Source organism: Bifidobacterium vansinderenii (assembly GCF_002234915.1).
GTDB classification, from domain to species: domain Bacteria; phylum Actinomycetota; class Actinomycetes; order Actinomycetales; family Bifidobacteriaceae; genus Galliscardovia; species Galliscardovia vansinderenii.
On sequence record NZ_NEWD01000005.1, the window covers coordinates 75,220 to 89,336 of the forward strand.

Here is a 14,117-nt window from a genome sequence, read left to right on the forward strand (position 1 = left end):
GTGTTCGTCATTTCAAATATGCCCTCCACAGCCAGGCCTGGTTCAGGGCGATCAGCAGCTTCTGGACTCTGGTCATCCATGCGTGGCCGAGCGCCGATGTCACCATCGGACGGAGGCGGGCGTCGCCGGTCATCTCCATCACATACTGCGCCTTGAGCGCGGCGGAGATACCCGTTGCCCGCTGGATCATCGGAATCACCCATCCGATGTCGTTCGCCATGTTGAACGATAGGTTCTCGCGCACATGGGGATCGTCGAGATGTCGCTCGAAGAAGTCGAGCTTGGCATGGTTCGCCTTCACCACATTCAATGATTTCTCCCGCTTGAACACCGTCGCCATGCCGGAATCCATGTGACGGTAGCCGTACAGCGGTCGCTTGGAGGTATATACGTTCGGCTGCCGTTCCAACGCCGCCAGCACGAAGAGCAGATCCTCTTCATAGACCATGTCGGTCTCGAAGCGGAGGCCTTCGACCAGCTTACGGCTGAACAACTTGCCCCACGGCGGATTGAGATAGTCCTCACGCAACAGAACAGACAACTGTGAATAGTAGTCTGACGATCCTGCGGCGATCTCGATGTCGTTCTCGATGACGCTGTCACGAAGCTGCTGGCCGTTCTCGTCGATGTACCGCTTGCCGAAGATCACCAGATCACAATGACAGCGAACGGCCATATCCACGGAGAACTCCACGGCGTCGGCGTCCAGCAGATCATCACTGTCCACGAACATCACGTAATCACCGTCGGCGCGTTCGAGACCGGCATTGCGCGCCCCCGAGGCGCCGGCGCCCTTGGTCAGGTGCACGGCAAGCACACGGTCATCCTTGCGCGCCCATTCGTCGCACAGCTGCGGACAGGAATCCGGCGAGGCATCATCGACCAGAATGATCTGGAGATTACGGTGACTCTGCCCAGTAAGACTGTTCAGACAGTCGCCGAGAAACCGCTCCGCCTTGTACACGGGAACGATGATGCTCACCTTGGGTTGCACATTGTCCGTCATCGCGTGCCGTCCTCTCCCCCGACGTGATCAAGATAGAACCGCTGAAGCTCACCGGCCACACCAGCCAGATCAAAACCGGCGTCACGCAGTTCGGTGGAACGATCACGGCGCTCCCCCGTCGAACGAATACGATCGTCAAGCGCATGCGCCCAGTGGTCGGGATCCTGCCGCAACGACACGAAGTCGAGTAGATCGGTGACCTTCACTTCCCTAGGCACCACGTCTGCGGAGGCAAGGCATGGCAGTCCGGCGCACTGCGCCTCCAGATACACGATGCCGAATCCCTCGAAGATGGATGGCAGCACGAACGCATCCATGGCCTGATACAGCTCGTTGACGTCGCTGCGCTCGCCACCGAGGAACCGCACGTGATCGGCGATGCCATACTGGGCGATCCGCTGTTCAACTTCCGATCGGAGTTCACCGTCTCCGATGATCAGCAGCACCGACTTCGGGTTCAATGCCAGATACCGCTGGAACACGTCGATGAGAAACACCGGGTTCTTCTGCGGGCGGAGACGGCCGCAGAATCCGATCGCAGTGACGTCGTCGTCCAGTCCCAGTTCGGCACGCACACGATCACGAACCTGCTGCGAGTACGCGAATCGATCGGTCTCGATGCCGTTGTGGATCCACGTATAGGGCTTGCCCGGGAACATGTATTCGGCAGCCAGCGACGAACAGGCGAAGTAGTGCGTGGGATACCGGCCGATGTCGTGGCGGATCTGCGTATCGCGCACCTTGCGGATCAGCTTGTGCAGCGCATTGCCCTGATCGTCGTTCTGCACGCCGGCGTTATGGGAGTGCAGGATACGCAGCGGAAGCCCGACCTGCGCTGCCTGCTTGATCGGCTCGATGTACGGGAAGTTCGTGTGAACATGGATACCTCGGATCTCCGGATGATCGTTCAGGAAATCCTTCACGCATGTGCCAGCCTTGGTCGGTGAATCGTGACGGGAGTACATGATGCGGAACACGCGACCGCCCATACGTTCGATATCATCCTCGAACGCCATGCGCGGCGCGTCGTGCTCGGCCAGAAAATCGAACTGGATCTTGCTCCTGTCCATGTGGGAATACAAGCCCATGACCAGCACCTCGACGCCGCCACGACCAGCGAGCAGCCCCCAGTGCGCAATCCGGATAGGCTCGTCCGGCGAACCACCGTCGTACGTATTCATCGAATCTCAGTCCTTTGTCTGTGTCTGTTGGTGTTCTCGTGGTTTCGCTGCGGATTCCACGGTTTGACGGGTCGGCGTGAGGGATTAGCGATGCAGCAGCTTGGCGATGATCTTCTTACGCCAGAACTTGGCATCGCCCTTGATGATGGACATCCTGTGCTTGATCTGCTCCTCGGGACGCTTCCAACGGATCGAGCGGAAGTTCTGGCGGGTGATCTCATCGACCTCCAGCGGCTCGAACGATCCAGGCAGGATCTTGAACGTCGTCGTGTTCGCGGGATCGATGCGAACGTCCATGTGGCGACGCTGGAAGTGCATGTACATGAGCTCCCTGGTGGCGAACTCCCCCAGTCGCAGATAGCTGCGCTTCAGTACGCCGTCATCCCACGTATACACGGCGCGCAGCGGCTGCTCGGTCATGAACACGCCCAGCGTGGAATCGAAGTGCGTGAGCTGGAAGATCGAGGACTTCGCATACGTGTTGCCGGAAAGGTCCTGCGTGAAGATCGGGAATCCATGACTGGTGAAGATGCGGTTGATGTTCGTAGGCAGATAGCTTTCGTCGAAGGTGAATGCCCGCTCGGACTGCAACACGGTCCGGTACAACGGCTTGCCGTCGAGGTCGAGCATGAACCGCTTGTTGTTTTCCTCGGTGTTGCGCATCATGGAGAGATGGCCGACGACGAAGATCTTGTCGTAGTCGTTCAGCATCTGTTCGGTGATGAAATGGCTGAGCTTACCGAAGATCAGATCGCAGTCGCAGTATCCCCAGAACCGGTAGTCCTTGAGATACTCCTCGAGGATGTAGCCGTACATGGGTCGCAGATCGCACATCTTGTACGGAGCCTTGAGCGCCACGGGGAAGTCGAATCGGTTCGACACCCGCTTCTGCATGTCGGCGAAGGTCTCATAGTGCACGTGCACGTTGCTTGGGTAGTCGAACTCCGTATGGTCGTCGGTGAACACCAGCCAGTCATACTCAGGATTAGCGCCGCAGGAGTTCAGAAACACCTGAAAATAGTTCGGCAGCTTGCCGTAGTACGGCAGGATGAATGCGCAGAGTCGTTGCTGTTCCATGATGGTCCTCTCTCCTACGATTTACGATTGCCTATGACGATTACGGCGGCTGTGCTTCCCCTGAACGGAATGCGCCGTGGATTTCCCGTGTCCGAGAAGCTGCGGGCAGCATCGGTTGATCAGTTCCGCCACGGGAGTGCACACCAGCAGATTGATCACCAGGGCGAGCAGGCCGCACACGATCTGTGTTCCGGTGCCGGCCGAGCCAACATCGAATCCCAACAGTCCCAGCAGCCAGGGAATCAGCCGCGGATAGATGGCGTCGTTGATGCAGTAGAACACCAGAGTGTTGCGTCCCCAATACCGGAGAATCACATCGGCGGCTCCTGCGACGGCACCGCCCCGATGTTGCCGGCTTTCTATCCAATGGCACAGCGCCAGCACCAGCCAGATGCCCGCCACCGCGGCCAGAACATAGTAGAGGAAGTTGCCGTATCGGTTCAGATAGGGGTTGATAACGCCTTCCGAGGCACCGTTCAACCACCCACATACGCCCAGTACCGCCAGAGCCGGCAGCATTGTTACAGGCTGCAGCAGCTTATCCTGCAGTTCGGTATCAAACCGACGGAAGATCATGCCCAGAATGAAGAAGGGGAACAACGCGAGCGCGATGTCTCCGCTCCACGGCAGCGCCTTGTGGATCAGCGCGCTGTATGCATACCCCACGATGAGCGTCACACCAGCCACTACGGCATACACCGCCTCGATGTGGTCGATCCGTCTCGCCACGGTCACCAGCACATAGGCGCCTATCTCCATAAGAAACAGGCAGGACAGAAACCATGGCAGCTCGCCGAAACCATAATGCGAGCGCAGATTCACCAGGAACCCCAGCGCATACTTGGGATAGCTCTGGAATTCTCCCGTTCCCAATCCCATCAGCTCGGTGATGATGAACGGAATGACGGCAAGCACCACGCCGGGGATGACCAACGTGCGTACACGGTTCCACACGAACTGTCGGAACGTGGGGAATCGCCGCGTGGAGAACACATACCCCGACAGCGCGAAGAACAGCATCATGTCGAAGGACCCGATATACGACGACATCGTCACCGGCAGGGCGCTATGCATCAGAAATACGCCGATGATGGCGATTCCCTTGGCATAGTCGACCCATGCGATTCGTTTCGCTGCCATAATGACTTCTCCTACTTACCCCGCGCGCTGCTCAGCCGCCAGTACAGCTTCGGGAAGTGTGCGAACGCCCACAGCCTGATCTTGCGCGAGCGCGAGACCGTGGGATCCGCATATACCGTACGGGCACTGTTTCGCAGCCCGTTGATGCAGCGCTTCACCTGTGCGGGGTCCGGGTCCAATCCGATGATCGAGTAGAGGACGTCGTAGTATCCCTGCATGACGAAGTAGCTCAGCGCGTGGCGATCCGTGTAGCCCTGTTGGTACAGGTATTTGGTGCACAGTTCGGCGATGGTGATCTTGTCGAAGCTGTGCTTGTTGATCTTCGCGTGGCTGATGGAGTTCTCACGCTGACGGTACAGATACAGCGGATCCGGACGGAACGCCAGTTTGTGCATGGCCGGATAGATGCGCGACACCATGTAGTAGTCCTCGGAGTTCAGACCGTCGGGGAAACGCAGTCCCATACCTCCGTCGCCTTCCTTGCGGAAGAAGCGGGCATCGTAGATGCGGCACCAGATACCGCCGGTCATGCCGTCACGATGGTAGAGGAATCCTTCCACGGCCTCCTGTGCGGTGAAGTCCCGGGCGGGCATGGCATTCGCCATATCGTACTCGGCAAGTGCGCCGTCCTCGCTCATGGTGCGGGTGCCGCACATCACCACATCGGCGTTGGATTCGCGCATGGTCTTCAGCATGCGCTCGTACATGTCCGGTTCGATCTCGTCATCACTGTCCACAAAGCCGACGACATCGCCCTGAATGACATCCAGTCCGGCATTGCGAGCCGACGACAGACCGCCGTTCGGCTTATGGATGACCCGGATACGGGAATCCTTCTTCGCCCACGCGTCGCAGATCGCCGGACAGCCGTCGGGCGACCCATCGTCCACGACGATGATCTCCAGATTGCGATAGGTCTGCGCCACAATGCTGCGCAGGCAGTCGTCCAGATAATCCTCGACCTTATATACCGGTACGACAACGCTGATCAGCGGATTCGTCTGTTCCTGAACCATAATCGAATCACCCCTTTGCCGGTCGTATCGACTTGACCGTGGCCACGGCCCATCCGTAGAGACGCAGCAGCCATGCACTGCGCCATCGAATCAGTTGACTGACGATCGCACGCCGCTTATCGACTGGTTTGATCTCGCTGACGCAATCACGCATCACCGAATCGTTGGCAACCATCCGTACGTAGTCCCGGCGCCGCCTGCCACGAACCACCCGCTGCGGTCCGTACAGCGCGTTGATCACGCGGTCCACCTCCAGAACAGTCTGGTTGTCGCACTCGTTGCGTACGGATTCGTCCCAGCGCTGGGCCACGGGACGCAGCAGCTCGTAGGCGCGCCTGCGGCTGGCGAACCACTTCGGATTGAACGTGGACTGTGCGCTGCCGTCACGGGCGATGTAGTGGTAGAGGGGCACGTCGACCAGCGCCACACGTTCGGCGGCCACATATAACGGCATGTCGAACACCAGATCCTCGCCATACCGCACATCTTCAGGGAACGTGGCACCGACCTGACGAATCAGATCAGCCGAAAACAGTTTGTTCCACGGCGGACACACGTATTCGTTCCTACTCAGTTCCGCGTACTTCCGTCGGAACTCCTCGTTAGACGTCACGCCGAACGGCGTCATGTGATTGCGTCGCTGCGATTTGAGCTCTCCATGTTCCGACTGATCGACCGTATTGGAGAAGAACACGATCTGGTAATCCCCTGTGCGAGCGCATGAGACGACGGTGCTCACCGCATTGGCATCCAACGTGTCGTCGCCGTCGACGAACAGCACGTACTCGCCGGCTGCCTTCTCCAGCCCCGCGTTTCGTGCGGCGGATACGCCGGCGTTGCTCTGATGGACGACCTCGACGCGCGAGTCCTTCGCGGCCCATTCGTCGCAGATGGCCGCGGACCCATCCGTGGAGCCGTCGTCGACGAGAATGATCTGCAGATTGTCGTACGTCTGCCCGACGATGCTGCTCACGCACGGGTTCAGATAATCGCTCACGTTATATACGGGAACGATTATGGACACCTTGGGTTCACTGTTCAACGACATGGATGAATCATTCTCCTTCTCCGACATGCACGCCACGACGATTGGGCTTGTGGATGGGACTCGGGTGGGATTCACGCCGATTCCCGGCAGAGCGATGTCAGCAGCTGTTTCCACATGTCCACGATGTTCGCAAGATCGAACTTGCCGGTGTACAGCACGGTGTTCTCACTCATATCGCGGCGCAGGCCGGCATTATCGACGAGCTCGTTCACGCGTTCGGCGAGCGCTGGAATGTCGCCGTCGGGCACCAGATAGCCGTTCATGGAATCGTTGACGATCTCGGCGGGACCGGTCAGGCAGTCGAAGCTGACGATGGGCAGATGGTAGGCCTTGGCCTCCAGCAGCACCATGGGCAGTCCTTCGAAGCGGGAGCTCAGCACGAACATGGCGGCTTTGCGGTAGTACTCGTCCATGTTCTCCACGCGGCCCTTGAGGATCAGCTGGTCCTGGAGTCCGGCGGCCTTGATCTGCTCCTCAAGCTTGGGACGGTCCTCACCCTCGCCGAGGATCAGCCACGTCCAGTCGGGGTGCTTGGGCAGCACGTCGGCGGCCGCCTGCACAAGCAGGTCGAAGCCCTTCTGGTAGGTCAGTCGGCCGGAACTGATGATGGTCGTGGAGGTCTGATCGTAGACCGGCTCGGGATCGGGGTTCCGCATCGGGTTGGCGATGGCGATGACCGGACAGTCCGGGTCCACGTTCTCCTCGTAGAGGTGTTTGTCGGCCTCGGTGAGCGTGACGATGGCGTCGGCCTTGCGCGCGGCCCAGCGGCGGGTGAGCTTGCGGTACGGCACATCCGGGTTCTGCAGATAGTTGAAGTGCTCCCAAGAGATGACTTTCACGCCGGTGCGCTTCCTGAGCGGCAGCGAGTACATGTCGAGCACGCCATCGATGTCGATGAGGATGTCGATATGCTGTTCGGTCACGATGCCACGCAGGCGCTTGCACGTGTCGAAGTAGTGCTGGATGCCGTGCGTTACGGTCGGATACACGGTATAGCGGTCGATGCGTTCGTCGATGTCAAAGAACGGCTTGTCTGCCGCCTCGAACAGGCTGATGAATGAGATCCGGTAATCAGGATCCTTCACCAGCTCGTTTGCGATCATCACGGACACGTTCTCCGTACCGCCGGAGCGGGTGATGTCACCGGAGAAGAATGCGATGTTGTGCGTTGTCGTTGTTTCGTTCACGCTTGGCCTTCCAACATGCCCTTGATCATGCGTTCCTCCTTGGTCAGGGGGATCCGTTGCAGAGGATTCAGAATAAGCAGCAGCAATACCGGGAATGTGGCCGATTCATGACGGGTCCAGGAACCGAAATCCGGCTCGAACAATGCCGATGCCAGAACGTATCCGATGAATACGCAGATGGCGATGAACAGTGAGGCATCGTGCACCTGATTGATTTTGCGGATCAGATTCAGCATGTACGCAGTCACCATGATCTGGAATACGAAGAACGGCAGATAGGAGGCTCCTCGGATCACCAGTTCAAACGGCAGCAGCATACGCAACAGATTGAGCACGTAGTTGATCATGAAGATTGGCAGGCTTTCGCCCGGGATCCAATTATGGATGGCGGTGTTCATATTGCCGCCGTTGTTCTCGCCGAAGGCGTCATCATAACCGGCACGAAGCTGAATGATCTGTGTGTATTCGTCAGGCATGATCGCACGGGATACGATCATCATCGCATAGATCGAAGCGAACAACAGCAGAATGATCCAGCCGACCGATCCGATGCCCAGCTGTTCCCGAGAGCGGAAGAACAGAAGAATCGCATACACGACTAGGATAAGCGCGGCGATCAGAATATAGTATTCGCGGAAGAACGTGCTCTCGTAATACAGCACGGCCGCACTGCCGAGAACCTTCACCACCGAATTCTTGACCGGCAGCGTAAGGATCACGTATACGGCGAAAAAGAACGCGAACTGAATGATGTCCTTGCCGATGTTGAACACGTAAATGTTCAAAAGGCCGACTGTTGCCAGAATGAACAACGTCTGCAGGAGGTCCGGGGCACCGGCCCGAATCACCATGGCAAAGACCAGAATGGAGAAGATCAATCCCATGAAGATCGTCCATTGGATCATGGTGCGGAATTCCAGAACGTTGATTTTGGCGAACAGATCGGCGGCGACCTGATACGAACCCGCCCAAGCCGTATCGCCAGCCGTGCCGTTCATCATGTTCAGAATTCGATTGTTATCGAAGAAGTACTTATCCGGCAGCAAGAACACGACCATGAGCTTGGCCACGATCATCACGGGGAAGATCATGCCCAGCAGTACGTTCTTGTTATGGAAGTCCATCTGGGCAAGCTGATCTTCAGCGTCTGCACGCTCTTTGTCGCTCAGTTGGATTCCCTGAGTTTCATCCGTCTGGGCGGAATGACTGTGTGCGCCCCTCCTCGCCATTCAGCGACCTCCCTTGGACTTCTTCGCCGCGCGGGCGCGTTCGATCGCCTCGCCCTTGGCGAGCGCGTTGAGGTAGAACTCCTGCAGCCACTGCGCGTTGGCCACGATGTCGTAACCGGCCTCAGTCACCGCGTCGGCGCCCTTGGTACGGGCTTCGCCGGCAGCTCCTGATTCCACGGCTTTGTCGTGCTGTGCGAGCACGCTCTTCGCCCAGTCATCAGGGCTGGCGTCGAGCGCCACGATCTGCACGTTGCCGGTCACGTCGCACTGGCTGGGCACCTTGTCTGAGATGGTGCACGGCAGTCCGGCTGACTGGGCCTCGATCATGGTCATCGGGAAGCCCTCGTACAGGGACGGCAGAATAAACGAGTCCATGCCCTGCATCAGGCGGTTCACGTCGGTACGCACGCCGGTGAACACCACGCTGTTGTCGAGGCCGAGCTCATGGACCTTGGCCTTCACCTGGTTCTTGAGACTGTCGTCGAGCTCACCGCCACCGACCAGCCACAGCTGGCTGTTCGGGCGCTGGCGGTGCACAGCGGCGAAGATGTCGATGAGCTGCATGTGGTTCTTCTGCGGGAAGAAACGCCCCACGTGGCCGAGCACGAAGCAGTCCTCGGGCACGTTGAACTCGGCACGCACCTCGGCGGCAGTCTTCGAATCGTAACGGTACTGAGCGGTGTCCACGGCGTTGCGCTGCTGGATCACGCGCTTGCGATTCTTCACGCCAAACAGCCAGTCGCCGGCCTCCTGGCCGCACGCGAACATGTGCGTCACGTACGGGGGCAGACGGAAGCGGAAGTATTCGCGCACGATGGACTTGAGGTCGAAGCCGACCGGACGGTTGTGCGCGTGGGCGATACGCACCGGAATGCCCATCTCCTTGGCGATACGCAGCGCGAAGTAGCTGCGCTCCTCAAGGTTCGAGTGGATGATCCGGTATTCAGGGTGCTTCTTGAGAAACGCGCGGAACTGACGCTTGTACTTGGCGAAGTCCTGCGGGTACAGCGGACACATGCGGTACACCTTGCCGCCGAGCTTGGCGATCTCGTCCTCGTAAGCGGCGTGATAGTCGCGGTTGACGAGGAAGTCGTACTGCACCTTGCTGCGGTCCATATGACGCAGATAGTTCATGGTCATAGTCTCGGCGCCGCCGCGATCCATCACGGTGTCGAGGACCAGCACCTTCACGGGCTTATTGGTTTCCGTAGCGCTCATCGCCTGATCTCCTCCATGCTCAGCTTCACGTCCTGTCGCACGATCACGTTGCTCGGCACGTCCTGCGCCACCACGCAGCCGGCGCCGATCACCACGTTGTCGCCGATGGTCACACCCTTGAGGATCGTCACGTTGGAGCCGATCCAGCAATGTTCACCGATCGTCACCGGAGCCTCCGTGTATCCCTGATCCTTGATCGGCAGGGTCGGGTCGGCGAAACGATGATTGTGGTCGTAGATGCGCACGTTCTCGCCGAAGATCGTGCCATCGCCGATGCTGATCGCCTTGCGGGCGTGCAGCGCGCAGAAGTCGTTGAAGAACACGTCGTCGCCGAGCGTCACCTTGGCGCCGTTCTCCACGGTCAGCTGGAACGCGCGACGCATGTGGAACCGCTTGCCGTAGCGGAATCCGCCGCCGAACACCACGCGGTAGAACCACTTCAGTATCAGTCCGGTGAATCGGTACCAGGCTTTGATCAGGATCACTGCCGTTCCTCTCGTCTCGTTCTCATCTGGCTATTTCACGCCGCCCTCTCCGTCAGGCGCGGTATTCCTTGGTGATGCTGTCCAGCATCTGCTGTTCGGTAAATCGGTCGTAATAGGTCTGCTTCACATGCTGGGTGAGTGCGCCGGTTTCAGGGCGCAGATCCAGCACCTTCTTCAGCATCTTGGCGCCCTCATCCGGCTTCTGCACGCCGAACAGTTCGCCGTTCACGTGGGGAATCACCACCTCGTCGTTGCCCGTCGTGCGCGTGGCGACGATCGGTACGCCGGCGCGCAGAGCCTCGACCAGCGAATACGGCATGCCCTCATACAGCGATGACAGCAGATACACGTCGAACGCGGGGACCAGTATGTCGGCGTCGCTGCGGTAGCCGAACAGATGGATGTTCTTCTCCATGCCGTTTTCGGCGATGTACCGCTTCACCTCGGCCACAAAGTCCGGCTCGCCTTCGCCGATGTACACGAAGTGCACGTTTGGGTTGGCAGCAAGCGTCCGCTTGGCGATCCGCATGAACGTCATCGGATCCTTGCGATCGTTCAGCCACGCACAGCAACCCACGACGGGGGCGTCGTCCGGAATCACGCCACGCAGTCCCAGTCGTTCACGCGCCTCAAGACGTGATGGCATATCGATGTCCGGCAGACCGTTGTAGATCACACGGAACTTGTCGGGACGATCGATATGATGCTTCAACGCGTTGCGATACTCGCCGCGGCTCACGTTGAACGTGCGCGTAGTGGCGTGACGGCTGGCCCAGCGTTCCATCAGAATGAATGCGTCACGCTTGAGCGTGGAGAACTCGGGGGCGTCGAACGCGTAGGCGTGCGGCGTATAGAAGACCTTTGGGACGCGCTCCTGATGCGCTGCGATACGACCGACGAAACCGGCGATCGAACTGTGGCAATGCACGATATCCGGCTGAACATTGTGGATGATCGCGCGAAGCTCCCTGATTGCCGCGGTGGTGGTCTTCAACCCGATGGACCGCTGCATACTCGGAACCAGAATCAGTCGAGCTTTCCTGGCCAGCTCATCCTTCTGCTGTTCAAATACGTGATCGTAACGCTCTCCATACACCAGCGTGATGTCATACTGTTCCGGATCGAGACCGTTGATCAGCTGCAGCACATGGGTACGTACGCCGCCACCAACCGTCTCGACGATAAACATCAGCTTTTGCTTCATCATTCCACCCTGCATGGGAGGAAGGCGTCCTTCATCACCACCTAGACACCTTCCTCCCCATGCTTTCGCTATCAGTGGTCTAATTGAAGACCTGATTTACTTGTTGCTGGACGTGGTTCGGGCCGAACGTTTGCCATCGGACTTGGCCTTGACATCCTTCGTTCCGGACTTTGCTTGCTTTTCGGATTCCTCGTAGTAGTAGTAGTAATTGCCCTTGCGGCTGTGCTCATGGGCCACACGGTTGAATGCGACACCGGAGATCTTGGCACGGGACACCTTGAGCTCACGGGCAACGTCGCGAAGCACCTTCTTGCTTCCCACGGTCTGGGACACCACCAGCAACAGCGTTGCGCCATTGCGGGCGAACAGCGATGCGTCGTTCGACACCTGAATAGGGGCGGTATCGATAATCACGTGATCATAATGCTTTGCGGCCTGATCAATCATGTTCTCCATAACGGAGGAACTCAGGATCACGCTGGCGGCGGCCTCGTTATCCTCGACCGGCAGCACCTGAAGTTCCGGCTTCCAGTACTTCTGTACGGCGGTCTGGGCATCCACCTGATTGGTGAGCATCTGGATCAGACCCACACCATTGCTGATGCCGAGTCCCTTGGCCACGGACGGGTGACGAACATCGGCATCAATCAGCAGTACGCTTTCGCCCTTCTCCGCGAAGGCAGCGGCAAGATTCACGGAAATCGTGGTCTTGCCCTCTCCCGGCATGGCAGACGTCACGACGAGAACGTTGCTACGTGTTCCCCTATTGTCACGCACAAACGACAAGTTGGTGGCCAGTCGGCGGAATTCCTCGGCGGCATGACCACGCGGCTTGACGATCACCGCCGGGGTACGACCGGCAAGAGTCGGGCTCTTCGGAACGGAAGACAGGATCGGAGCGGTGATGATGGCCTGAATGTCGGCCTTTGTCCGCACACTGTTATCGGACATTTCGCGGATAACCGCACCGGCAGCCGCCACGATCAATGCAGCGACCACTCCGATAACCATATTGCCCTTGACATTCGGAGACGATGGAGCCGACGGCACCACCGGCTTCTGAATGATGGACAGCTGGATGCCGCTCGAACCATCACTGGTGATCTGCTTGTTGAGCTGCTTGACCAGCTCGTTCAGGATCGCCACGGAATCGTTCGGATCGGTGTAGGTCACGGTCATATTGACGAATGCCGAACCATCGGAGACATATGCCGAAACGTTGTTACGCAGGTTCGTGACCGTGGTGTGAAGACCAAGATTGTCGACCACCGGTTCGAGCACGGCATCCGACTGCACCAGCTGAGCATAGCCGGTCAGCGGGGACGCGGTACCACTCGCAGCACCCGTGGTCATCGCACCATCGGAATTCTTGGCCATCAGCTGCGCTTGGGTGGTGTACATCGGCGTGACCGTGAACGTATAGCCGGCCATACCCCCGACCACGACGACGAAAAGGATGATCTCCAGCAGCCAGTGCCGCTTCAACGCACGGAGCAGGTCCGATACAGTCATGTTCTCTCTTCACCTACTTAAGGAAAGCAAACAGTTCAGTTCATTAGTCCGCAACCGCATCCGTCGATTGCACCTTTCCACAGGATACTCTTAGCAGTTACCAAATATGGGGGTGTACGTGAACTCTTTACATACGAGGGTATTCCACGACCACCTCATCAGTCAGTCTTTGACTGACAGCTTCCCCTCAAGGGGAAGCGCAGCGACCTGATCCAAATGAGACGAGAACGCTGTGTTACGGGCCTATAGGAACAAAAGTGTTGCTTTAGCCTTCGGTTTCTAGTCGGTTTGGTTCCATTCGGTGTGGGTGTGGAACTCGTTCCAGTCGACGCCTGTGCCGTATTGCGGAGATCCGTCGTCGCCGCTGTCATCCGGTCGTGCCGCCCGGCGCAGGGGTTTCCAGTGTTCGGGCCTGATCAGCGATTTGGGATCCGGGGAACCGCTTTTCATGTAGCACACCCATTCGCAGGCGCGTCTCATGTGCTCCTCGGGCAGTCCGTGGTGGTCGAGGAGCACGTGCTTGAGCGGCGAGTTGACGCCGCCCTCGAGACGGTTCGTGGTGCGCGCCACGGGGCCTGCGGCGGTCAGCGATGGCTCGAGGAACGCGAACAGTTTGCCCTCGCGGAACAGCTTCTCCAACCGCCGGTAGCAGCGGCGGACCTCCTGATGCGTCCACCACCACTCCTGTTTGGAGGCCTTCGGGTTGTCGGGATCGTCCTTCGCGAGGGTGCGTTCGTCGATGAAGTCCCTCCAACGCAGGTGCCATGCGTTGAGCGCCTCGCCCCATTTGGCCGCCTGCTCGGCGTCATGCACC

Annotated in this window: 12 protein-coding genes and 1 pseudogene; all 13 read right to left on the bottom strand. The window is 58.7% G+C overall.

What is annotated here, in order from left to right:
* Nucleotides 1-7 precede the first annotated feature (7 nt).
* Nucleotides 8-1,006 carry a glycosyltransferase family 2 protein gene (locus Tam10B_RS03000; RefSeq protein WP_093959785.1) on the bottom strand — a complete coding sequence of 333 codons (999 nt, stop codon included), beginning with the start codon at nt 1,004-1,006 and terminating at the stop codon, nt 8-10.
* Nucleotides 1,003-2,187, bottom strand: a complete 1,185-nt coding sequence (locus tag Tam10B_RS03005; protein WP_093959786.1) for a glycosyltransferase — start codon at nt 2,185-2,187, stop codon at nt 1,003-1,005. Before Tam10B_RS03005 ends, Tam10B_RS03000 begins: the two co-directional genes overlap by 4 nt.
* Nucleotides 2,188-2,271: 84 nt before the next feature.
* The gene (locus Tam10B_RS03010) at nt 2,272-3,264 is read right to left on the bottom strand and encodes a DUF6625 family protein (RefSeq protein WP_093959787.1); all 993 of its coding nucleotides are present in this window, start codon (nt 3,262-3,264) and stop codon (nt 2,272-2,274) included.
* A gap of 21 nt (nt 3,265-3,285) precedes the next feature.
* Entirely contained in the window at nt 3,286-4,404 is a 1,119-nt protein-coding gene (locus Tam10B_RS03015; RefSeq protein ID WP_093959788.1) for an acyltransferase family protein, read from the bottom strand.
* Between the two features lie 11 nt (nt 4,405-4,415).
* On the bottom strand, nt 4,416-5,420 hold the full coding sequence (locus Tam10B_RS03020) for a glycosyltransferase family 2 protein (RefSeq protein WP_093959789.1): 1,005 nt from the start codon (nt 5,418-5,420) through the stop codon (nt 4,416-4,418).
* A 7-nt stretch (nt 5,421-5,427) separates the two neighbouring features.
* Nucleotides 5,428-6,468 (bottom strand): glycosyltransferase, encoded by a 1,041-nt coding sequence (locus Tam10B_RS03025; RefSeq protein ID WP_198947512.1) that lies wholly within the window; start codon nt 6,466-6,468, stop codon nt 5,428-5,430.
* A gap of 71 nt (nt 6,469-6,539) precedes the next feature.
* Nucleotides 6,540-7,655 carry a glycosyltransferase family 4 protein gene (locus Tam10B_RS03030; protein WP_233133552.1) on the bottom strand — a complete coding sequence of 372 codons (1,116 nt, stop codon included), beginning with the start codon at nt 7,653-7,655 and terminating at the stop codon, nt 6,540-6,542.
* Complete coding sequence (locus tag Tam10B_RS03035; protein WP_093959790.1) at nt 7,652-8,779, bottom strand: hypothetical protein; 1,128 nt, start codon at nt 8,777-8,779, stop codon at nt 7,652-7,654. Before Tam10B_RS03035 ends, Tam10B_RS03030 begins: the two co-directional genes overlap by 4 nt.
* Before the next feature lie 105 nt (nt 8,780-8,884).
* Nucleotides 8,885-10,102 (bottom strand): glycosyltransferase family 1 protein, encoded by a 1,218-nt coding sequence (locus Tam10B_RS03040; RefSeq protein ID WP_093959791.1) that lies wholly within the window; start codon nt 10,100-10,102, stop codon nt 8,885-8,887.
* Nucleotides 10,099-10,587 carry an acyltransferase gene (locus Tam10B_RS03045; RefSeq protein ID WP_093959792.1) on the bottom strand — a complete coding sequence of 163 codons (489 nt, stop codon included), beginning with the start codon at nt 10,585-10,587 and terminating at the stop codon, nt 10,099-10,101. Before Tam10B_RS03045 ends, Tam10B_RS03040 begins: the two co-directional genes overlap by 4 nt.
* A 52-nt stretch (nt 10,588-10,639) precedes the next feature.
* Nucleotides 10,640-11,794: a glycosyltransferase gene (locus tag Tam10B_RS03050; RefSeq protein ID WP_233133553.1), complete on the bottom strand. Its 1,155-nt coding sequence runs from the start codon at nt 11,792-11,794 to the stop codon at nt 10,640-10,642.
* Nucleotides 11,795-11,887: 93 nt separating this feature from the next.
* Nucleotides 11,888-13,303, bottom strand: coding sequence for a polysaccharide biosynthesis tyrosine autokinase (locus Tam10B_RS03055; RefSeq protein WP_093959793.1), 1,416 nt, complete (start codon nt 13,301-13,303; stop codon nt 11,888-11,890).
* Between the two features lie 279 nt (nt 13,304-13,582).
* Nucleotides 13,583-14,117, bottom strand: a pseudogene (locus Tam10B_RS03060) (IS256-like element ISBibr1 family transposase); the annotation flags it as partial.